The sequence below is a fragment of the Pseudoalteromonas sp. 0303 genome, from assembly GCF_013349995.1.
Lineage (GTDB): Bacteria > Pseudomonadota > Gammaproteobacteria > Enterobacterales > Alteromonadaceae > Pseudoalteromonas.
Window position 1 is genome coordinate 99532 of sequence record NZ_JABVXF010000006.1, and the last position, 23246, is coordinate 122777.

The following is a 23246-nucleotide window of genomic DNA, read 5'->3' on the forward strand; positions in this document are numbered from 1 at the left end:
TTTAAGGATATAAATATGAATAAGCACTTACTTATTTCAGGAGTGGCCTCATGTTTTGTGTCTGCAGTGGCATTTGCAGATGTGACAGCTATGACTGGAACTATTCACTTACAACCCACAAATGGCAGTATTAACGGTTCGACAATCTCAATATCCTCTGAGCAAGTTGTATCTGGTGGAACGTTTGGAACTTACACTACGGAGCAAATGTATAATGATGGTTTTCGTACTGAAGATGGAAAATTTGCGATGCAAATGTTCAACTATGGCTCAGGCATAGGGGCATTTGATATTCGTCCAAGGCCTAGCAGTTATACAATCATTAATGATGGTAGTGCATTATATGATGTGTATTGGGGATGGCAATATTGGTTAATTTACACAAATGATGCTACGTACGGCACTGTTTTGGCAGTATGGGATGATATGCCGGCATCATTAACTTATTCATGTGATGATTATTGCCTTGCTTCAACTATCAGTGACCCGATAGGTATCGTTGATGAAGATATGGATCAAGACGGTATACCTGATGCTGTCGATAATTGCCCTGAAGTTGCAAACCCTGATCAGCTAGACTTTGATCAGGATGGTCAAGGTGATGAATGTGATGCCGATGTTGACGGCGATGGAGTAAATAATGATTTTGATTACTGCCCAGACACTCCTGCTCTAGAGGCGGTAACCTATGAAGGGTGTTCAGTTGAACAACATATGGCTGCACAATGTGGTGAATCGTCAGAGTTTGCTAACCATGGTAAATACGTCAGTTGTGTTGCAAAAGCGGCTGAACAGCTTTTAGATCAAGCTCTAATTACCGAAGAGCAAAAAGACGCGATTGTCAGTGAAGCTGCTAAATCAGATAAAGGTAAACCTAAGCAAAGTAAATCAAAAAAGTAAGTAGCTTAGAATAGCTCTTATCAAATGATTTATAAATCAGACTAAGTTTCTATAATCGTAAAAAAGCCCCTAAAAACATGTGTTAATAGGGGCTTTCTTTTGAAGGGGAGGTACCTTCGGGTAATATCTTTAAATAAAGATTTTTACCGGGGGGATGATGTCGGGTAGCAGCAGTGCATTACTGCACCGCCGCCCCCTAAGAACCGTACGAGCGAGTTTCCCCGCATACGGCTCAAGCCTCTATAAGTCAGTACCTAAGTACAGACCAACGACTACTTTACCGAAGTAAGTTCTTGTACTGATTCCTCTATGTTCAGTGTACAACTCTCGATATCATTCCCTGAGAAAATCTCCGCAGGGTTATTAAGCGAAGTTCTAAATTTAACAATAGTACCTCCCTTAGTTTTTAATATGATCTCAGACCCAACAGGCACATTAGTATTAAACTTTACTGTTGTTCCTTCTTTAATTGGGAACTGTTCGAGAGAGTTATCTGACATAAGTATTTCCTCATTTATAAGGCTTTATTGCCTAATAAATATATGTGGACATACATACAGTATTTCAAGAGCAGTGGTGAATAATTTTTTAAACTATTTATTCACATGCAATTGCCTATGACAATTAGGGTGCAACAACACCAAATTACCTAGCTCATCTGAACCGCCTTTTACCCTTTCCACAATATGATGGATATTCCACCCTGTTTCTTTGGTAATTTTGTGGCGGCACATAACGCAGCATTGCTGCTGCCTGAGCCAGAGCATCAGCACTTTCCTTTTGCCCTGCATTGATTCACGCCAAGCTCGCTCTAAGCGTTGCTCGAAGTATTCCTCAAATGCCAAGTCATAAGGGTTGGCTTCTGCTTTTATCTTAGTAAGTCGCTTTATCACCACATCGTTACATGAGAATAGGTGAAGTATTTTCGACTCCTCCCATTCACCTGAAAATACCCAGTTGCGTTTGCCCACTGTTTTAAAGTACTTAGACTTAACCCAGTGAAAGCGACGATTTTTATGTCGCCGTCGGCACCACTTCCAAAGCATTTTCCAAACCCGATAATCAACATAATTAAAGGTTTCCTTGGCAACGATATGTCTGTGATAGTTTGCCCAACCTCTAAGTACAGGGTTGAGCATGTATATCAACAAACCAGCCGTCACCGTTTTATTGCCGCTAATTATGTTTCTGACTTTATGGAGGAACGTTCGCAGGTTCTTTCGGCTTGGCTTAATTAAAAGCTTGCCTTTGTACTTGCGTAAGTTTTGCCCCAAAAAGTCAAACCCTTCATCAATATGGGTTATCACCGTTTTTTCCGGCGAAAGCGTCAGCCCCCGTTTCGCCATAAAGGCTTCAACGAGAGGTTTTACTTCATCTTCCAGCAACTCTTGCGAGATACCAGTAATAATGAAGTCATCTGCATATCGCACATAGTTAACCTTGGTCTTGTAGCTGGCTTTAGTGTTCTTCTTCCCAAAACGGGATTCAAGCACCGTTTCCAAACCATCAAGCGCCATATTGGCCAACACAGGAGAAATAATTCCCCCTTGCGGTGTCCCAGCTTCAGTCGGATTCAGTTTACCGGATTCCATGTAACCGGCTTTCAGCCATTTTCCGAGTACTCGTTTATCCAATGGAATGTTGGCGAGTAACCAGTCATGACTGATGTTATCGAAGCACCCTTTGATGTCCCCCTCTAACACCCATTTGGCAGAATGCTTGCGACTGAGGTTCACAAAACATTGCTCAATCGCATCTGCCGTTGAGCGCATCGGGCGAAAGCCATAGCTATTTCTATCGGCGGTTGTTTCCGACACAGGCTCTAGCGCCAGCAGGTATAACGCCTGCATAGCTCTGTCGAGCATAGTCGGTATCCCAAGCGGTCGACGCTTGCCGTTCGCTTTAGGAATATAAACTCGCCTCAACGGTTTGGGCTTATAGCCCTTACGCGTTAATCGAAATAGCGCCAGCCATTTACTCTCAGGTGTACTCCATAACTCCCCATCGACACCGGCAGTCCTTTTGCCTCGATTTTCAGTTACCCGTTTAACTGCCAAAGCTTTGGCAGCAAACGAGCGCACCAACATGCGTTGTAGGGCTTTCACTTTACGCCACTGTTGTTGCTTAGTCGCCTTCGCGATCCGTACTTGTAGCCCTCTCACCTTGCGCTCAACCGCATACCAATCAATGGTATGCCAGCTGTTTGCTTGGTGGGAGAACGCAGGTACATGGAACATACATTCCGTACTCATCTTGCTTTCCTCCATAACCACAAAATGGAGAAAAGCCAAGCCCTTACGGGGATAGCTAATCCCCGCTTGGGTTAATTTGTTAGATGGCTTTACACGCCTTCACACGATTAAAGACCAGTCTGAATTTGGCACTCTTTCGAGTTAGGGCAAAGTTAGAACCCCTATCCGAACCATTACAGTTCAGCCTTCGCTTGGTCAGACATCCTTTACCCGCTTATCCAACAGCGTTCCTTACGGATTGCCTGCCTGTGTTACTGTTACCAGCAATCAGGCGAATAATCGGGCTTACCGAGTTCCATTGCAGTTACACGAGCAACGTAGGTTCTGTCTATCTACCGGTGGTCATAAGACGGCGTAATCCCAGATGTAAAAGGATTAACCGACCACGTACCTTTTGGTCAGAGCGCATCAACAATATTTCGCTCTTTGCGGTTGACGGTATTTATCAACAGTTCACTTACGTTAACCATATTGCCCAGCCTAGCCCCCAGCCAGCTTATTGTTAGCCAACTATGCCCACTCTCACGAGTTAAGGCACCGTTTACACAGGGGTACATTGTCAGGAAGCTTTGCACCATGCCGTTACCAGCATCGCACTATCCCTAGGCTACTGTTAGCCGTATAACAGGTCTCGCTACCGAAGTGCCGAAACAAAACGGTGAGACAATAACTACAACAGCTTACGCCGGAGATCGCTCCAGCAGCAAAATTCCAATAAGTCGTGCCAGAAGTGGCAAGCAGACGGGAGTATCCTCGAAGGTTAAAATTGTCGGCAGGCTGACGCCGCCGTTCTTTTTCCCTTTCGCACAAAAGACTATGCTTCTAGATACCTACGTGTTGAGGGCAGCGCAGACATTAACACTTTGCGCCCGTTTTCTTTATGCTGACCGACAATAACGATCAGGCGAACATTCTCTTTCGAGAATGCCGTTGATCGGATTGTGCGATCCGACCAACGGATTTCGACTACTAATTTTTTGCAGGTGGGTGAGCAAGTACGTAAGTACTTGCTTACGGTGTAGCCTGCTAGGTTAGCGACCTACGCGACTCTCGTCGCACTACATCATGCCGCCCATACCACCCATGCCGCCCATGCCGCCCATATCAGGAGCAGCTGGTGCATCTTCTTTCGGGATTTCAGCAACCATTGCTTCAGTTGTGATCATAAGACCCGCGATTGAAGCTGCGTACTGTAGTGCAGAACGCGTTACTTTAGTTGGGTCTAAGATACCCATTTCGATCATGTCGTTGTACTCGCCTGATGCTGCGTTGTAACCGTAGTTACCTTCACCGCCTTTTACTGAGTTAACAACAACAGATGCTTCGTCACCTGCGTTAGTTACGATTTGACGAAGTGGTGCTTCCATCGCACGTAGTGCAACTTTGATACCGTGGCTTTGGTCTTCGTTGTCGCCAGCAAGTTCAACAAGTTTGCTTGCTACGCGAACTAGTGCAACACCACCACCTGGTACAACACCTTCTTCAACCGCTGCGCGAGTTGCGTGTAGTGCATCTTCAACGCGGTCTTTTTTCTCTTTCATTTCGATTTCAGTTGCTGCGCCAACTTTGATTACTGCAACACCGCCAGCTAGTTTAGCCATACGCTCTTGTAGTTTCTCTTTATCGTAGTCAGAGGTCGCTTCTTCGATTTGTGCTTTGATTTGTGCAACACGACCATTGATGCCGTCTTCTTCGCCTGCACCGTCGATGATTGTTGTATCATCTTTAGTGATCACAACGCGCTTCGCTGTACCTAGGTCTTCGATTGTCGCTTTTTCTAGCTCTAAACCGATTTCTTCAGAAATAACAGTACCACCTGTTAATACTGCGATGTCTTGTAGCATTGCTTTACGACGGTCGCCAAAACCAGGTGCTTTAACCGCAGATACTTTAACGATACCGCGCATGTTGTTTACAACAAGTGTTGCAAGCGCTTCACCTTCAAGGTCTTCAGCAATGATAAGTAGTGGCTTGCTAGCTTTAGCAACAGCTTCTAATGTAGGTAGTAGCTCACGGATGTTAGATACTTTTTTATCTACAAGTAGAATGAATGGGTTGTCTAGCTCTACAGCGCCTTTTTCAGCGTTGTTGATGAAGTATGGAGAAAGGTAACCGCGGTCAAACTGCATACCTTCAACTACGTCTAGTTCGTTTTCTAACGACTGACCTTCTTCAACAGTGATAACGCCTGAATCACGGCCTACTTTTTCCATTGCTTCTGCAATGATGTCACCGATTTCTTTATCAGAGTTAGCAGAAATAGTACCTACTTGTGCAATTGCTTTAGTGTCTGCACATGGAACAGAAAGTGCTTTAAGCTCTTCAACTGCTGCAGTAACTGCTTTGTCGATACCGCGCTTAAGGTCCATTGGGTTCATACCCGCTGCAACTGCTTTTAAGCCTTCGTTTACGATAGCTTGCGCTAATACTGTTGCAGTTGTTGTACCGTCACCAGCAGCGTCATTCGCTTTAGACGCTACTTCTTTAACCATTTGTGCGCCCATGTTTTCGAACTTGTCTTCAAGCTCGATTTCTTTTGCTACAGATACACCATCTTTAGTGATCACTGGAGCGCCGAATGATTTGTCTAATACAACGTTACGGCCTTTAGGACCTAAAGTTACTTTTACTGCGTTTGCTAAAATGTTTACGCCAGTTAGCATTTTGCCACGTGCGTCACCTGCAAAAAGTACTTCTTTTGCTGCCATGATTAAATTCCTCTTAAATTCTGTAAACGGGTTGCTAAACGAAAAGTAGGATTAGCCTACAATGCCTAGGATGTTATCTTCACGCATGATCAGGTACTCTTGACCTTCGATCTTTTCAGCTTTTTCAACATAAGAGCCGAACAGCACAGTGTCACCGGCTTTAACTTCTAATGCTCTTACTTCACCGTTGTCTAAAACACGGCCATTACCAACAGCGATAACTTCTCCGCGAGTTGATTTTTCAGCTGCAGAGCCAGTTAATACAATACCGCCAGCAGACTTAGTTTCTTCTTCTAGACGCTTAACGATGACGCGATCATGTAAAGGACGAATGTTCATTTATTTAGTTCTCCTAACAGTTTCTGAACAGTACAGAAAAAATCTTGTGTTATTGCAGGGGAGTGCTAAGCCACCCGTTGCGTTTCATTGCATTCATTAATGGGGGTGGCTTAAAAAAATCCAAGTACAAAAATTAAAAAATTTTAATCTTTTCGCTCAAATTCACCATCAATAGTTGTAGGTTGATGGTTTGGCTCTTCATGAGTGGTTGTTTTACTATGATATTGGAAGTGTGCAGAGCCTTGATTTGCCTGCGAACTCATGCGCACAGTTGCCTGACTAGCAAGGCCTGCAGCCAGTTTGTTGCGGATTGCTGGCGTGAGTAGTAAAAAGCCAAAAAAGTCAGTCATGATGCCTGGTGTCATTAATAAAACACCGGCGATAATGACACATAATCCAGTAAATAATTCTTTTGCAGGCATTTGCCCTTGTGCCATTTGTAATTGCACGTTTTGAATCGCGCCCATACCTTGCTGCTTCACTAATTTCGCACCGACAATCGCGGTTACAATTACAAGCGCTATGGTGGCAAAGCCGCCGATCACTTCACTCACTTGGATGAGTAACGCGATCTCCACAATCGGCACTAAAATAAATAACAAAAACAAAAATCTAAACATAACGCTCTCTAAAAAATGTCATTCTCTTTCGAGTCAGTGAAATATAAATTGGGGTGAGCAGGTCATTTTTCAAGACGGAACCTAGGATCACCTTGCTCGCTACACATTATAGTTACTATCGGCTACTATGGTGCGACTCACGTAATCAAATAAAGGTTCCTTATGACTACGCATTTTCGACTTATTTTTACTACTTGTGCAAATGAGGCTGAAGCCCGTCAGTTGGCACAACATCTAGTTAAAGAAAAGCTAGCTGCTTGTGTGAACATTTTGCCTACTATTGAATCTATTTACATGTGGGAAGGCGAGGTGACTCAAGCTATTGAGAGTAAGTTACTGATCAAAACTAAGTCAGAAAAAATGAATGAGGTGATCCAAACTATCAAGAAATTGCATAGTTATGAGGTGCCTGAAATTCAGGTCGTTGATGTGGCTACAGGCAATTTAGCCTATTTTAATTGGATGGATGAGGTACTTAATTAATGCGATCGTTCCTTTTATTACTTTGTGCATTATTGCTAATGCCAGCAAGCGCAAGTAATAACAATTTACTTGGAAATCTACTACAACCTGCGGAGCAAACATTTCTCCCAGTTGATCAGGCTTTTGTTTTCGATTTTGACCAGCAAGGCAAAACCTTATTTATTGGCTGGGATATTGCGCCTGATTATTACCTTTATAAAAAGAAAGTCGAAATTATTGCCAAAGGCGCAGATATTGAAATTCCTGATCTTGGCAAGGGCGTGATTATTGAGGATGAATTTTTTGGTAAGACCGAGGTATTCTTTGATTCGTTAAGTGTGGTTTCTAAGCTTAGTAACGTCACAGAAGGTGCGGTTGTTAAAGTGCGTTTTCAAGGCTGTGCCGAGGCGGGGTTATGTTATCCGCCAGAAGTTAGAACCATTCCTTTATCTGTGATTGCAGGTGAGCAAGTATCACAGGCTGCAGATGCGGGGAATGCATTGGCTGCATTAACACAAGCAGCCGATACTAATGAAGCGTCATCAGCCCCTTCTCAAGAAGTTTCAAAACCAGCTGGTGAGCAGTCATATACCGATAAGCTGGCATCGCAAGGTTTACTAACTAACCTAGTAATCTTCTTTTTAGTTGGTGTTGGTCTTGCCTTTACGCCATGCGTATTCCCAATGTTTCCGATTTTGTCGAGCCTTATAGCGGGTCAGCAGAATTTATCGACTAAGAAAGCGTTCTCGCTGTCGTTTGTATATGTACAAGGTATGGCCGTTACTTACGCAGGACTGGGTTTAGTGGTTGCATCATTAGGTGGGCAAGTACAAGGGTATTTACAGCATCCTACTGTACTAATTAGCTTTAGTATCTTATTTGTATTGCTGGCAATGTCGATGTTTGGCTGGTACGAAATCAAATTACCTAGCGGTATGATGAATAAACTTACTCAGGTTAGTAACCAGCAAAAAGGCGGCAATTATGTTGGCGTATTTATGATGGGTGTACTGTCTGGTTTGATTGCCTCACCGTGTACAACAGCGCCATTATCTGCTGCTTTACTCTATGTAGCGCAAAGTGGTGACTACCTCGTCGGTGGTTTAACACTTTATGTACTCAGTTTAGGCATGGGCTTACCGCTGTTATTACTGGGGACTTCTGGCGGTAAATTACTACCAAAAGCCGGTGGTTGGATGGAGCAAGTGAAAACCCTCTTTGGTTTCATTATGCTGGTCGTGCCGCTTATTCTGCTTGAGCGTATTGTTGATATTGAAATCATTTGGTTAATGGCGGGTTTATTAGCTCTTGCTACAGCGCTTTATTTACACCATTGGCAAAGTGGTCAATCACAAGGCAAACTAAAAACAGCATTGTGGTTTGCTGCAACCTTATTGGTTGTGACTGGGGCGAGTTTAACGAAAAATTATTTCTGGCCCAGTAAAGCGGTGGTTGCTGAAGCTACTGTAAAAACACATGGTTTTAGACAAGTTGCTAATCTAAGTGAATTAAAAGAAGAAATTGCACAAGCAAGTAGCGAAGGGCGCTTAGTAATGGTCGACTTATATGCCGACTGGTGCGTTGCGTGTAAAGAGTTTGAGCACTACACGTTTCCTGACGCTAAAGTGCAAGAGCAATTTGCTCACTTTGAATTAATTCAAATCGATTTAACACAAAGCGATGCAAAAACCATAGAGCTGATGGAAGAATACACGGTATTTGGTTTACCGAGCATTTTGTTCTTTGATAGCCAAGGTAATGAGCTTTTAGAGCAACGTGTAACAGGCTTTTTAAATGCCAAAGACTTTGCAGAACATTTAGCAAAAGTTCGAAATAGCGCTAAATAAACGCAAACGTGCAAGAAAATAGCAAAACGCCACTCATCTGAGTGGCGTTTTTGTATCAGCATCATAAAAAATACTTATTTTAAGTGAAAAATAGCAAATTCACTGATTGAAGCTCAATTAATCAGCAGGAAAACGCTTAGAATGACCCTGTTGTGTGCCTTGCTATACTTGACTTTGCCACGAATAGGGAGTGATTAGACCAGTATTTTGCTGCTATTTACGTCGAAATATCTATAATAGGTGGTTAACGTGAGAAATAGTTGCTATTTTACATCAGCACGCTTAGGTTAAGCGTGGGTTTATGATGAATATGGTTAAACTGCTTACTTATAGGATATATCGCGTATTATGGCTGCAAAATTCAAACTTTTAGTTCTAAATGGGCCAAATTTAAACATGCTTGGCAAGCGTGAACCAGAAAAGTACGGTACTCAATCTCTTGATGAGATTATAGCTGAACTTAGTCAGGTTGCTGCCAGTCTCAATGTTGATTTAACGCATTTCCAAAGTAACAGTGAAGCTGCATTAATAGAACGCATTCACGATGCGTGGCAAACGGTTGATGCAATTATTATCAACCCTGCTGCATTTACGCATACAAGCGTAGCCTTACGGGATGCATTACTTAGTGTAAACATTCCCTTTTACGAGGTGCATTTAACTAATGTGCATGCTCGAGAAGCATTCCGTCATCATTCGTATTTTTCGGATGTGGCACAAGGCGTCATTATTGGATTAGGAGCAATGGGTTATAAGGTGGCACTTGAAGCTGCTGTTAGCCGGTTGCAAAACACACATTAATTTTTAAATAACTAACAGGCGGGTCGTTCAATGGATATTCGCAAGATCAAAAAACTTATCGAATTAGTAGAAGAATCTGGTATTGCTGAATTAGAAATCACTGAAGGTGAAGAGTCAGTACGCATCAATCGTAACAATATGTCTGCAGCACCTGCAATGCAGTATGCACCACAACAGTTTGCAGCACCTGCGCCAGCAGCGGCACCAGCTCCAGTAGCAGAGGCACCAGCAGCAGAAGCGGCTGCTCCAGCTGCACCGACTGGCCATCAAGTTAAATCTCCTATGGTTGGTTCATTCTACTCAGCGGCTTCTCCAGAAGCAGCACCATACGTAGAAGTAGGTTCTAAAGTAAATGTTGGCGATACGTTATGTATCGTTGAAGCAATGAAGATGATGAACCAAATCGAATCTGATAAAGCAGGCACAGTAAAAGCTATCTTAGTTGAAAATGGCGAGCCAGTAGAATTCGATCAACCTTTATTCATCATTGAATAATAGCGCAACAAAAGGCCAACTCTATGTTAGATAAAGTAGTCATTGCAAACCGAGGTGAAATTGCACTTCGCGTACTGCGCGCCTGCAAAGAGCTTGGGATCAAAACTGTTGCTGTGCATTCAACGGCAGACCGTGATCTTAAGCACGTGTTACTGGCAGACGAAACAATTTGTATTGGTAAACCAGCAGCCACTGAAAGTTACTTAGATATTCCGCGCATTATTGCAGCGGCAGAAGTAACAGACGCAGTTGCTATCCACCCAGGTTATGGTTTCCTTTCTGAAAATGCAGACTTTGCTGATCAAGTTGAGCAAAGCGGCTTTGTATTTATCGGTCCTAAAGGCGACACAATTCGTTTAATGGGTGACAAAGTTTCTGCAATCGAAGCGATGCGTAAAGCCGGTGTACCTTGTGTACCAGGTTCTGATGGCCCATTAACGGCAGACAGTGAGCGCAACATTCAAATCGCTAAGCGTATTGGTTACCCTGTAATCATTAAAGCAGCAGGCGGCGGCGGTGGTCGTGGTATGCGTGTTGTTCGCAGCGAAAAAGAACTGATTGATTCAATCGCTCTTACTCAGCAAGAAGCAAAGCAGTTCTTCGGTAATGGTATGGTTTACATGGAAAAATTCCTTGAAAACCCACGTCACATCGAAGTTCAAGTACTTGCAGACGGTCAAGGCAATGCAGTTCACTTAGGTGAGCGTGATTGTTCAATGCAACGTCGTCACCAAAAAGTTGTTGAAGAAGCGCCAGCGCCAGGTATCACAGCTGAAATGCGTAAGTTCATTGGTGACCGTTGTACTCGTGCATGTATCGAAATCGGTTATCGCGGTGCAGGTACGTTCGAATTCTTATACGAAAACGGCGAGTTCTATTTCATCGAAATGAATACCCGTATTCAGGTTGAGCACCCAGTAACAGAAATGGTCACTGGCGTTGACTTAATCAAAGAGCAGCTAAAAATTGCAGCGGGTCAACCATTATCATTCACACAAGAAGATGTGGTTATTCGTGGTCATGCAATTGAGTGCCGTATTAATGCGGAAGACCCAGACACCTTTATTCCATCACCAGGTAAAATCACGCGATTCCACCCTGCTGGCGGTTTAGGTATTCGTTGGGACAGCCACATCTACGCAGATTACACAGTACCACCTCATTACGATTCAATGATTGGTAAGTTGATCTGTTACGGTGAAAACCGTGATGTAGCTATTGCTCGTTCACGCAATGCGTTAAACGAATTAGTGATCGATGGCATCAAGACCAACACACCACTGCACAAGAAAATCTTGGCAGATGAAAACTTCCAAAACGGTGGTACAAACATCCACTACCTTGAGAAGAAACTAGGTCTGTAAAAAAAATTCTGTTTAAGCTAAAAAGCCGGCAACTTTGCCGGCTTTTTTATTTAAGCTCAAAACTTACAGCTTTTAGCTTAGATTGCTTTAAATCGAATCGCTGTGCCGCCGCTGGTGGCAAGCTTTAACGTTAGCTTATCATCAGCAGTCACTATGCGTTTTTCTACTTTTAAGTCGTAAGGGTTATTTACCCATTCAGCTTTGTCACCGTCACGGTAGATTTGCGCTTCAAACTTTTTACCTTTATCTAAGAAGTCTAACTTCACTTCTAAAGTGCGAGCTTTTTCGTCTGTAACTGCACCTAGATACCAGTCGTTACCTGAGTATTGATCACGCTTGCGTTCTTTACGCGCAAATACAACGAAATCGCCAACTTCACCTTGTAGTGCAATACTTTGTTGCCAATCAGTTGGTACATCCTGAATAAACTGGAATGCATCTGGCTTCGCTAAATAATTACGTGGTAAATCTGCGGCCATTTGAATAGGGCTGTACATTACAACATATAGCGCTAATTGCTTCGCTAGGGTCGTTTGTGGGCGGTTGGTATCAGCACCTAAACCGTTAAAGCCCATATCAAAAATACCTGGAGTAAAGTCCATTGGGCCTGCAAGCATACGGGTGAAAGCTAGCATTGGAATGTGCTCTGGTGGGTTCGGCGGTGTACCCCATGCGTTAAACTCTTGACCACGGGCACCTTCACGAGCAATCCAGTTCGGGTATGTACGACGTAGGCCGGTATCTTTCACAGGCTCATGCGTGTTGATACTAATTTTATGTTTTGCAGCAAGTTTTACGTTGTGTAGGTATTCATTAACCATGAACTGACCATCGTGCCACTCTTTGCGTACAATACCGTTTTCATCGATGCGCTTGATGTTACCACCGTCAGCGACATAACCTGTTTTAACTTGGCTTACATTTGATTTTTCGTATAACGCAAATGCATCTTCCATTTGGTTACGGTAGTTGGTCACGTTGCCCGATGTTTCGTGGTGACCAATTAATTGTACGCCTTTTTCTTTGCCGTAACGTGTCAGCTCTTCAATATCAAAGTCGTCGTAAGGTTGTGTGAAGCTAAATACGTCACCGTTATAAAACCAGTCGCCATCCCAGCCAATATTCCAGCCTTCGACTAGCACGCCATCGAAGCCATATTTAGCAGCGAAGTCCATGTAATATTTAGTGTTTGCAGTGGTTGCACCATGAATTTTACCGCTACCCCAAGAATTTTCTTTGATGTGCATACCCCACCAAATACCTACGTATTTACCCGGTTTAACCCAAGATACATCACCCAGTTTATTTGGTTCGTTTAAGTTTAAGATGATATCTGAGTTGATTAAATCAACGGCTTCATCACCAATTTGAATTGTACGCCAAGGAGTATTAAATGCGCCTTGTTTTTTGACCGCTACACCGTCTGACCAAGGTGTTAAATCGGCTTGGAAGGTACCATCACGACGTTGATTTAAAACCATGCCTGCATAATCAACAAGGGCAGCTTCGTGAATACTGATATGCACACCCTCTTTATTTTTTATAGTAAATGGTGTGTGCACAAGTGCCGCTTTATGAAGTGGGGTGGTGTTATAAACATATTCATAACGGTTCCAACCACGAGCGGGGATCCACCAAGCTGTTGCATCTGATGAATCTGTAATAGCAAACTCTGTAAGCTCTTTAGTGATTTCTACATCATCATAACCAGCTTGTTTTGGTAATTCGTATCGAAAGCCGACACCATCATTAAAAGCACGAAAACGTACCGTAAACGTGCCACCTTGTGGTTGTGGCTTTTTAAAGGTAACAGCGACTTCGTTATGGTTATCAACTACCGTTTGGCGTTCACCCCAAGGTTGCTCCCAGCTGCTTTTTACCGAATCAGTGGTTTGGCTGCTAATTTTATAACCTTCACTCATTGCTGGTTGTTGTTTAAAAACAAGGCCTAACGAAGAGTTAGCAATGACTTGTTTACCGGCAAAGCTGATTTCGTAGCTAGGTGTGTGTTGCTCATCTGAGATAGTTACTTTGATCTGCCCATCAGGTGAACTGACGGTTGTGGTTTGTGCTAGGCAAGTACCTGAAAAGGCTGCTAACATTAAGGCAGTTAATCGCATTGTTGTTCCTTGGCGGCTTATGGTTATGGATTGTTGTCATGTATTCACATATATCCTTAAAGCATAAAGTGACTTGCTGGTTAATACGAGAGATCTGCATACGTATTCAACAAAGTGAGTGCTGTGATATCAGGCCTTATACTAAAAAAGGTTTAAAAAATGATAAGAATAACCCTCTTGCTACTACTATTGTTTAGTCAATGATGATTGGCAATTTGATCCTAACCAAAGTCGTGGAGAAGCTTTAACCGCAAGTTGGCGTTATCAACTGTCGACCAAGTGGCAAGTAGGTGCTGAATATTCAGTTCTGAGCAGTGACGCTCAAAATAGACCCGGTATGGGATTTAATGAGCATAACTCGCAGCAGCAATTGCAACTTTCAGCGAGTTGGCACTTTTAATTTCATACACTTTTTCAGTTTTTCTACTAACATTCTAATGAACGTGCTGATTAGAATTTAAATTAGGATAATGTATGAAGTTACAAAGCATTCGCGTCAAAAGTTCTTTGCCTATTGTACTGCTCGGCATTGCTATCGTCATTTTAATTGCTGGCTATACCTATCTAATTAACCTTCAAAAAGAAGCGATTGATGCACAATCAGAACGCTTCTTAAATGCGGTCTCTGTGGTTGTTAATGCTGACCGAGACCTATACCAAGCTAAAGTCGCAGAGCTGCACCTGGTTACCCAAATGAAAGGGGATAAAGGCCAACTTACTGACCATCAAGAAAATGCCGAACAGGTTAAAGACCGTTTCAAGCAATATTTATCTTATATGTCGCCATACTCTGAGGTGACTGGTCAGTTTCGTAACTTTGATAGCGCATTTGACGCTTGGTATGCAGCATCAACAGCTCATATTAATAACCCAGCAAATGCTTCACAAAAGCAAGCGTCTGAGCAAAGCTTTTCAGCACTACGTGATATTTTAGATAAAGCCGGAGAAGCTGCAGACAAAACCTCTCAAGCAGAGACAGAAAAGCTGATGGATAAAGTAATAGGCTTTAAAGTGATGCTTATGGTGATGATTGCTGTGGTTTTAGCTGTTGCTGGTTGGTTTAGTTATTTTGTGCCGCGCCAGCTTACAAAACAAATTAACTTTGTCACAGAGCGGATTAACGAGATAGCCTCTGGAGATGGTGATTTAACAGGTCGTATCAATGTTAAAACGCAAGATGAGTTTGCCGAGTTAGCAACTGCATTTAATCGCTTTTTAGATAATCTGCAGCAGTTAATCAAAGATATTTTAGAGCAAGCGAAAGAGCTACATAATCTAGGCAACGATTTAGATAACTTTGCAAATCAAAACCATCAAGTTAACCAAAAGCTTAGCCAAGCTTCTGAGTCGATAGTCAGTGCTGTACATGAAATGAGTGTAGCAAGTCGCGAAGTAGCTAATGTGGCGCAAAACTCATCTCACGAAGCCGATAATTCGCAGCAGCTAGCTAAACAAGGTTTAGCTGCGGTTGATAATTCAAGCCGTAAAATTATTGCGCTATCAGACAACATGGAGCATGCCAGCCAGCGTTCAACTGAGTTGCAACAAAGCTCAGACAACATTGCTAAAGTGCTTGAAGTTATTCGTGCTATTGCCGAGCAAACTAACCTACTTGCACTGAATGCAGCAATTGAAGCGGCCCGCGCCGGAGAACAAGGGCGAGGCTTTGCGGTAGTAGCTGATGAGGTTCGTACCCTTGCAACTCGCACGCAAGAGAGTACTAATGATATTCAAACTATGGTGGAGCAGTTTGCAACTAGCGTTGAGCAGTCACTGCAAGCTATTAACAGTGGTAAGCGCTATGCCGATGAAGCGGTTGAGTCATTCACACAAACCAATGATGTGCTTAACTCAATGCAAGAGTCATCAGTTAAGGTAAATGATATGGCGATGCAGACAGCGCAAGCGACTGAAGAGCAAACTGCTGTAGCAGATGAAATTAGTCAAAATTTATCAGACCTAAATGATCAAACCCAACAAGGGGGCGGCTTAGCAAGTTCAACACAAGAAGTGGCTAATCGTATGAACCAACTCACTGATGAGCTCAATCATTTAGTGAATCGATTTAAAGTCTAATCATAAGCCAACAAAAAAGGGCTCAATGAGCCCTTTTTTACATCTTACTAAAACGCTTACTTTTTCTCAAAAGCACGTTTCATATAATTTGGTGTCGCTAATGCGCCGTGGTGAATACCTGCATTATAGTACTCTGTGCTTTGCGCCAGTGTATTTGCATCATCTTCACGAAACCCTGCGAATGCTTCTGACTTACGAGCAAGGGTTACTGACCATAAACCGCTTGGGTAAATTGGCTGTGGGAAAGGCAGCGTTTGTAGGTCAACAAAACCTACTTCTGTCATTGCATCACGCATTTCTACTAATAGTGGCATATGCATAAGTGGGGATTCACTTTGCTGAATCAAGATGCCACCCGGACGAAGTGCAGTTAAACAGCTAGTATAGAAAGCGTGGTTGAATAAGCCTTCGCCCGGACCAACTGGATCTGTTCCATCAACAATTACTACATCGATTGATTCTGGCGCCGCTTCACGCATGTACTTGATGCCGTCGTCAAACATCACTGTTGCGCGAGGATCTTGGTTTGATTCACACAGCTCAGGGAAGTATTTAAGTGACATTTGTGTCACGACTTCGTCGATATCAATTTGCGTTACGCTCTCAACACCTGGGTGTTTTAAAACTTCGCGTAAAGTACCGCAGTCACCACCACCAATGATCACCACATTTTTTGGATTTGGGTGTGCAAGCAATGCCGGATGGCTGATCATCTCGTGATAAAAAAAGTTTTCACGGCTACTTACCATAGTACAACCGTCAATAATCATCAGATTACCGAAGTCAGTTGTTTCGTACATTTCTACTTTTTGAAATGGCGATTGCTGTTCATCAAGCTTTTTAGTAATGCGTAATGAAAAGGCACTACCATCACGGTCACTAATTTCAGTGAACCAGTTGTTTTGATCTAAATTAGCCATCTTGCTTATACACTTTTGGTTAATGGTAAAAAAGGGGGGCAATTTTGCCAGTGCTTGACCAATTGCTCAATCAAATTTTAATCAGTATAGCGAATATTTTTTATCACTTTGGCATATAGCGCAATTTTTGTTAGCGTGGTCAGCCCTAGCGTATTAAAATGTGCGTTTATATTTAATGAAATTACAGAAGACATTGCCATGACTTGGGGTTTAGACAAAGCACGCGATACATACAATGTTGCTCATTGGAGTGACGGTTACTTTGACATTAACGCACAAGGTGAGCTGGTGGCTTACCCTGATGGCGATCAAACAAAAGCTGCGGTGTCTTTATCTGAACTAACCGAGCAATTCAAAAAGCAAGGTCTTACTTTACCTGTACTAGTACGCTTTACCGACATTTTACAAAATCGTGTTGATACCCTAACGAGTGCTTTTACCAAAGCCTGTAATGCCCGTGAATACCAAGGTAGTTATACCTGTGTTTACCCAATCAAGGTTAACCAGCAGCGCTCAGTGGTCAGTAAACTACTTGCCCATCCAAGTGGTTTAGTAGGCCTTGAAGCCGGCTCAAAGCCTGAACTTATGGCGATTTTAGGTGTAGCACAAGAGCCAATTACCATTGTTTGTAATGGTTACAAAGACAGTGAGTTTTTACGTTTAGCCTGTATCGGTCAAGGCATGGGCCATAAAGTTCATATTGTTGTAGAAAAACTATCTGAACTAACCACCTTATTGGCTGAAATAGATGACTTAGGTATTGAGCCATCAATCGGTATTCGCATTCGCTTAAACTCGGTAGGTAAAGGTAAATGGCAAAACACCGGTGGTGAAAAAGGCAAATTTGGCTTAACTGCTGGCCAAGTACTTTCTGCAGTTGAGCTACTTAAGTCGCGTAATAAACTTCATTTAATGCAACTAGTGCATTTTCATATTGGCTCACAAATAGCCAATATCCGTGATATTCATCGAGCACTGCGTGAATGTGCTCGCCATTTTGCAGAGTTAACGCAGTTAGGCGTGCCACTTAATACAGTTGATGTCGGTGGCGGTTTAGGTGTTGATTACGAAGGCTCTGGTTCACGTAGTTCGTGTTCAATGAACTACAGTGTTGATGAATATGCACGTAATGTAGTGAATGCATTTGCTGAAGTATGCCAACAACATGATCTTAAACACCCTGCGATTATTACTGAATCAGGCCGTGCGTTAACAGCGCACCACGCAGTATTAATTACAGATGTTATTGATGTTGAGCGTGCACCTAACCATGCGAATCCAACGGCGCCTGAGGCAGACAGCGTATTAGTGCTCGATGAAATGTGGCAGTGCTTACAGCGTTTAACGCCGCGTATGGCACTAGAAATTTATCATGATGCAATGCATCTATTTAGTGAAGCCCATGACCAATATGTGCATGGCCTACTCACTATGCTTGAATGGGCAAAGCTTGAGCAGCTGTATTTCACCATTTTACACCGTGTTCGTGCATCCCTCAGCGAAAATGCCCGTGCCCACCGTGAAGTGTTAGATGATTTAAACGAAAAGCTGGCCGATAAGCTATTCGTTAATTTCTCATTATTCCAATCACTGCCTGATGTCTGGGGTATTCAGCAGTTATTCCCTGTGATGCCTGTTGAAAACCTTCATCAGCCATTAACGCAGCGCGCTATTATTCAAGACATTACTTGTGACTCTGATGGACAAATTCGTAACTATGTTGAAGGTACAGGTATTGAGAGTAGTTTACCTATTCCTGAGTACAAGCAAGGTCAGCAATACCACATTGCCATGTTCTTAGTGGGCGCGTATCAAGAAATTTTAGGTGATTTACATAACCTGTTCGGCGACACAGATTCAGTGCATGTTGAGCTTACTGAAGCGGGTTATCAGCTGACTAACGCAATTAAAGGTGACAGCGTTAAGGACGTATTAAAGTTTGTTGATTATGATAGCGACATTCTTGCTGAAAACTTTGCAAAACGGGTTAACTCACTGGCAATTGATGAGCAATCTAAGGCACAATATTTGTCAGAACTAAATGCAGGCCTTGCTGGCTATACGTATTTTGAAGATTAAGCATTAAAGGAATAAGTAGTAATGTCCATGATCCGTTGTGTGTTCAGTTTTATATTTTACACCCTCAATACACTTTTTTGGTTTGTGCCCATCTTTATTTGTGGCGTGATTAAACTGATCCCAATTAAGCCTCTACAAAAAGCAATGAGTTGGATAGCTAAGCAATGCGCCACTATGTGGGTGAGTTGCAACAGCATCAATCAAAACATATTTGCTTCATATAAGCTAAACGTGACAGGTCTTGAGCAACTAAAAGCGAAAGACTGGTACTTGGTGATCGCAAATCATCAAAGCTGGGTAGATATCGTTGTAATGCAACGCGTGTTTAATCGCCGCATACCGTTTTTAAACTTTTTCTTGAAAAAAGAGCTAATCTACGTTCCTTTTTTAGGCCTTGCTTGGTGGGCATTGGATTTCCCATTTATGACTCGCACGAGTAAAGCTCAGTTAAAGAAAAACCCTAAATTGCGTGGTAAAGACTTAGAAACCACGCGCAAAGCTTGTGAAAAATTCAAAGAAATGCCAGTAAGTATCGTTAACTTTGTTGAAGGTACGCGTTTTACAGAGCAAAAGCACTCGCGTCAAAATAGTCCTTTTGAGCACTTATTAAAGCCAAAAGCGGGTGGTGTTGCGTTTGTTATGCAAGCAATGGGTGAGCAAATTTCCAAAGTGGTCAATGTCACTATTCATTACCCTGGTGGTATTCCTAGCTTTGTGGACTTTGCCAGTGGTCGTGTAAAAGAAGTCGAAGTGCGAGTAGAAGTGATGGAAGTAAGCCCTAATTTAATCGGTGATTACACTGGTGATGCTGAGTTTAGAGTTAACTTTCAAGCTGAATTAAACCGCATTTGGAATGAAAAAAACCAGCAGCTAGCCGAGTTAGAAGCAAAAACGCAGTAGTATTGCTAACGCAGTCGAGAGCACACATATGTTAAAGAAATTTTTACCTAATTGGTTAACAGGCGTTCTAGTGAGCATTGTCTTGTTTGCTAATGTAATTATCTGGGGCACACTAGTGCTGCTCTTTGGTGTGCTTAAATTAATACTGCCGTTTAAAGTGGTTAGCGACATTCTTCATGCGGCCTATCGCGGTTGGTGTAAAGGTAACCGTTTAGCTTTGTGGTTAGGTTGCCCCACAATAGATGTTGATATTAAAGGCAAAGTCAGTACAAATGGTTGGTACTTACTTATCTCTAATCACATGAGTTGGTTAGACATTGTTGTTCTAAGTGCGATTGATGTTTTACCCGCGCCAAAGTTCTTTTTAAAAGATGAGCTGAAGTATGTGCCATTCATTGGCACTGGCGCATGGGCTATGGGTATGCCTTTTATGAAGCGGGTGAGCAAAGCGCAACTGGCAAAAAATCCTAAGCTGAAAGGGCTCGATGTTGAGCGCACTAAGCGTAGTTGCCGCGACTTTCGTAATCACCCGACAACCATTATCAACTTTGTTGAAGGCACGCGCTTTACAAGTCAAAAGCACAGTAAGCAAAATAGTCCTTTTACTTACCTTTTAAAACCCAAAGCAGGCGGTATAGCATTTGCTCTTGAGGTGTTAGGTGAGCAATTTGATGCATTATTAAATACCTCGATTATTTATCAGGGCGAGGGCGACCATATTTGCCGTAACCTGATGCGTGGCCGTTTAAACGTGATTAAAGTTGAAGTGCACGTACAAGCAATTAGCGCAGAGATGATTGGTGATTATCAGCATGACCGTGCATTTAGAACGGCTTTCCAACAACATATTAATGAGTTGTGGTTACAAAAAGATGCTCAGCTACTAACTTATCACCAAGCTCAGCAAGCTGAGTACCTTGCTACCATCAATAAGGAGATTGAAGCGCCATGAAGCAAACTCACCTACAAGAGTTGGTGATGCCTTGGTTTGAATCAATGCCAGACGCGGCGCTAATAAGTGCATTAACCGCTACAGCTATCGGTGTTGGCTCATTACTAATAATTTACATGTTTACCCGTCGCTTATTACTGCCGGGTATTCAAAAGGTTGTTACACGCCTGTCTCCTGAGCGCATTGGTGCGCTTACACCTATGCTCAATAAACTGAATCGTCGTTTTGCGGGGATATTGTGCTGCGTACTGTATTTGGCAACCTTTGATTATGTATATCCAGTTCATGATGTCGCTGCGTTGGTACTTAAAACCGTAGGCCAAGTTGCATTGATCATTTATGGTGGCTTCATTTTAAGTAGTGTGGTGAGCATTGCTGGTGGCATCTATAACCAACTTGATTTTGCCCGCGATATTCCGATTCAGGGTTTGATCCAAGTTGTAAAACTTATCACTTTTATGGTTTGCGCCATTCTCATTGTGAGCATTTTGCTAGAGAAGTCGCCAACTTATATTCTCTCTGGCTTTGGTGCGATAGCGGCGGTGACCTTACTCGTATTTAAAGACACCATTTTGGGCTTTGTCGCCAGTATTCAAATTGCAGCTAACCGATTAGTGACTTATGGCGATTGGATCCAAGTGGATAGCTATGGCGCGGATGGCGAGGTTATCGACCTTGGCTTAAATACGGTAAAAGTACGTAACTGGGATAACACTATCACAACCATTCCGACCTATATGCTAGTTGCTGGGTCATTTAAAAACTGGCGTGGTATGCAAGAGTCGGGTGGTCGTCGTATCAAGCGTGCTTTAAACATTGATATGAACAGTATTCGTTTGGTTGATGATGCGTTTCGAGAGCAAATTGATGCTGCTATTCCACTTAACGACTATATTCGTGTTTCAAGCTTGCCCGATCCGGTGACAAACCTTGGCTTGTTCCGTCGTTATGCTGAAGGTTACTTAAAACAACATGAGAAAATTAATCGTGATTTGACCTTAATGGTACGTGAGCTACAGCCGATGAATCACGGCTTACCTATTGAGTTTTACTGCTTTAGTGAAGATAAGCGCTGGATTTCATACGAGCACTTGCAAGCAGAGATTATGGATCACCTGCTTGCTGTGCTACCAATCTTTGGACTCAGACCATATCAAAGTGTTACTGGGCAGTTAAGTACAAGCGAAGCTCAAACAGGGCTAAAACCAAGTATCAAGGTTGCTAACCCTGTGCGCGAAAAAACTTAAAACTGACTAACTAGCACGCTCAGTGCAAAAAAGCCTAACAATAGCCACCAAATAGGTGGCTTTGCCATTCTTAGCCACGTAAATGCTGCAATGACTAAAGCTACTTGCCACAAATTTTGCACTGCCGATTGCCAAATAGGTGAATAAAGGGCGGCAGCTAAAAAGCCCACTACGGCCGCATTTAACGCTGCAATACTGCCCGCAAAGCGAGGCTTATCAGCCAGCTGTAGCCAGCTTTTCATAAAGGCTAACATCAATAAAAAGCCCGGTAAGAAAATCATGATGGTCGCGACAATCGCACCTATAAGTGGTGTATTCGGCGACACTTGTGCGCCTAAGTATGTAGCTATTGTGAACATCGGTCCAGGTATGGCCTGAGCACTGGCATAAGCAGATAAAAACTGCTCGGTTTCAAGGCTTGGCACGCCAGCTTGTAAAATGGGTAACACAACGTGGCCGCCACCAAAGACCATAGCACCAGTTTGGTAAAATGGGGCAAACAAAGAAAACCCTTCGCCTAAAGGCAAAAAGCTAATCAGTAACAAGACGGTAAATAAACAAAGCGGTAACCAAGCAATTTTCACAGGTTTATGTTCTTGGTTCTCTGGTAGTTTAAGCTGAGGATAAAACCAACCTATGGCCGCAGCCGCAACCAGTACTAAAATTTGACTCGATAACTGTGAGAACACAATCAGTGCAATCGTGCTTAATACCGCGATAAGCTTGTGTAAGTGATTTTTGCAAAAGCTCATTGCCATGCTGTATGTCGCATCGGCAACAATCACCACAGCAAAGAGTTTAAGCCCAGCAATGACCGCAAAGTAAATATCACCAAACTGGTGAGCGCTAAGAGCCAAAAAGAACATAATTAAAAATGAGGGCAGGGTAAAGCCAACAAATGCACACAGGCCTCCCAGTATTCCTCCTTTTTCAACCCCCATTGCAAAGCTAACTTGGCTTGAACCAGGGCCCGGTAAAGCTTGGCTTAGGCTAATCAATTGCGCATAGCGCTCTGCAGAAAGCCATTTTAAATTATCAACAAAGTGGCGCTTAAAATAACCAAGGTGTGCCGCAGGACCGCCAAAGCTCATACAGCCTAATAAAAAGAATTGTTTAAAGATGATAAATAACATTACCGTTGCCGTTACAGGGTGATAGTTTCTA

Annotated in this window: 19 protein-coding genes; 11 read left to right on the forward strand and 8 right to left on the reverse strand. The window is 42.8% G+C overall.

What is annotated here, in order from left to right:
• The first annotated feature begins 15 nt into the window (after positions 1-15).
• A complete protein-coding gene (locus HUS62_RS06195; protein WP_220094974.1) occupies positions 16-900 on the forward strand; it encodes a thrombospondin type 3 repeat-containing protein in 885 nt (294 codons plus the stop codon).
• Between the two features lie 272 nt (positions 901-1172).
• On the opposite strand, the gene HUS62_RS06200 is transcribed toward HUS62_RS06195, so the two are convergent.
• From HUS62_RS06200 to HUS62_RS06220, 5 genes are all read right to left on the reverse strand, one after another.
• A complete protein-coding gene (locus HUS62_RS06200; RefSeq protein ID WP_175078903.1) occupies positions 1173-1400 on the reverse strand; it encodes a hypothetical protein in 228 nt (75 codons plus the stop codon).
• A 93-nt stretch (positions 1401-1493) separates the two neighbouring features.
• Positions 1494-3152: a group II intron reverse transcriptase/maturase gene (gene ltrA / locus HUS62_RS06205; RefSeq protein ID WP_175078904.1), complete on the reverse strand. Its 1659-nt coding sequence runs from the start codon at positions 3150-3152 to the stop codon at positions 1494-1496.
• A gap of 1058 nt (positions 3153-4210) precedes the next feature.
• The gene (gene groL, locus HUS62_RS06210; protein WP_058583976.1) at positions 4211-5860 is read right to left on the reverse strand and encodes a chaperonin GroEL; all 1650 of its coding nucleotides are present in this window, start codon (positions 5858-5860) and stop codon (positions 4211-4213) included.
• 51 nt (positions 5861-5911) lie between these two features.
• A complete protein-coding gene (locus tag HUS62_RS06215; RefSeq protein ID WP_036973362.1) occupies positions 5912-6199 on the reverse strand; it encodes a co-chaperone GroES in 288 nt (95 codons plus the stop codon).
• A gap of 143 nt (positions 6200-6342) precedes the next feature.
• Positions 6343-6819 (reverse strand): FxsA family protein, encoded by a 477-nt coding sequence (locus HUS62_RS06220; RefSeq protein WP_054552425.1) that lies wholly within the window; start codon positions 6817-6819, stop codon positions 6343-6345.
• A 162-nt stretch (positions 6820-6981) separates the two neighbouring features.
• Here HUS62_RS06220 and cutA point away from each other — a divergent pair, with 162 nt between their 5' ends.
• The 5 genes from cutA to accC all read left to right on the forward strand — a co-directional run bounded on the left by cutA (position 6982) and on the right by accC (position 11788).
• Complete coding sequence (gene cutA / locus HUS62_RS06225; protein ID WP_054552426.1) at positions 6982-7302, forward strand: divalent-cation tolerance protein CutA; 321 nt, start codon at positions 6982-6984, stop codon at positions 7300-7302.
• Entirely contained in the window at positions 7302-9128 is a 1827-nt protein-coding gene (locus HUS62_RS06230) for a protein-disulfide reductase DsbD (protein WP_175078905.1), read from the forward strand. The genes cutA and HUS62_RS06230 overlap by 1 nt, the downstream gene beginning before the upstream one ends.
• A gap of 348 nt (positions 9129-9476) precedes the next feature.
• A complete protein-coding gene (gene aroQ / locus HUS62_RS06235; protein ID WP_175078906.1) occupies positions 9477-9929 on the forward strand; it encodes a type II 3-dehydroquinate dehydratase in 453 nt (150 codons plus the stop codon).
• Positions 9930-9959: 30 nt separating this feature from the next.
• Positions 9960-10424 carry an acetyl-CoA carboxylase biotin carboxyl carrier protein gene (gene accB, locus HUS62_RS06240; protein WP_054552429.1) on the forward strand — a complete coding sequence of 155 codons (465 nt, stop codon included), beginning with the start codon at positions 9960-9962 and terminating at the stop codon, positions 10422-10424.
• Positions 10425-10447: 23 nt separating this feature from the next.
• Positions 10448-11788 (forward strand): acetyl-CoA carboxylase biotin carboxylase subunit, encoded by a 1341-nt coding sequence (gene accC, locus HUS62_RS06245; RefSeq protein ID WP_054552430.1) that lies wholly within the window; start codon positions 10448-10450, stop codon positions 11786-11788.
• Between the two features lie 77 nt (positions 11789-11865).
• On the opposite strand, the gene HUS62_RS06250 is transcribed toward accC, so the two are convergent.
• Positions 11866-13908: a glycoside hydrolase family 97 protein gene (locus HUS62_RS06250; RefSeq protein WP_175078907.1), complete on the reverse strand. Its 2043-nt coding sequence runs from the start codon at positions 13906-13908 to the stop codon at positions 11866-11868.
• A 474-nt stretch (positions 13909-14382) separates the two neighbouring features.
• Between HUS62_RS06250 and HUS62_RS06255 the strand changes: the two genes are divergently transcribed.
• Positions 14383-15984, forward strand: a complete 1602-nt coding sequence (locus HUS62_RS06255) for a methyl-accepting chemotaxis protein (RefSeq protein ID WP_175078908.1) — start codon at positions 14383-14385, stop codon at positions 15982-15984.
• Positions 15985-16040: 56 nt separating this feature from the next.
• Here HUS62_RS06255 and speE read toward each other — a convergent pair whose 3' ends face one another.
• Positions 16041-16904 (reverse strand): polyamine aminopropyltransferase, encoded by an 864-nt coding sequence (speE, locus tag HUS62_RS06260; protein WP_054562846.1) that lies wholly within the window; start codon positions 16902-16904, stop codon positions 16041-16043.
• Positions 16905-17102: 198 nt separating this feature from the next.
• On the opposite strand from speE, the gene speA reads away from it, so the two are divergent.
• The 4 genes from speA to HUS62_RS06280 are packed head-to-tail and all read left to right on the forward strand — an operon-like array spanning position 17103 to position 22082.
• Complete coding sequence (gene speA / locus HUS62_RS06265; RefSeq protein WP_175078909.1) at positions 17103-18983, forward strand: biosynthetic arginine decarboxylase; 1881 nt, start codon at positions 17103-17105, stop codon at positions 18981-18983.
• Positions 18984-19004: 21 nt separating this feature from the next.
• Positions 19005-19883 carry an acyltransferase gene (locus HUS62_RS06270; protein ID WP_175078910.1) on the forward strand — a complete coding sequence of 293 codons (879 nt, stop codon included), beginning with the start codon at positions 19005-19007 and terminating at the stop codon, positions 19881-19883.
• Between the two features lie 28 nt (positions 19884-19911).
• On the forward strand, positions 19912-20835 hold the full coding sequence (locus HUS62_RS06275) for an acyltransferase (protein ID WP_175078911.1): 924 nt from the start codon (positions 19912-19914) through the stop codon (positions 20833-20835).
• A complete protein-coding gene (locus HUS62_RS06280; RefSeq protein ID WP_175078912.1) occupies positions 20832-22082 on the forward strand; it encodes a mechanosensitive ion channel family protein in 1251 nt (416 codons plus the stop codon). The genes HUS62_RS06275 and HUS62_RS06280 overlap by 4 nt, the downstream gene beginning before the upstream one ends.
• Here the strand turns inward: HUS62_RS06280 and chrA are convergent.
• A complete protein-coding gene (gene chrA / locus HUS62_RS06285; RefSeq protein WP_175078913.1) occupies positions 22079-23215 on the reverse strand; it encodes a chromate efflux transporter in 1137 nt (378 codons plus the stop codon). The two genes, HUS62_RS06280 and chrA, sit on opposite strands and share 4 nt — an antisense overlap.
• Between the last annotated feature and the right edge of the window lie 31 nt (positions 23216-23246).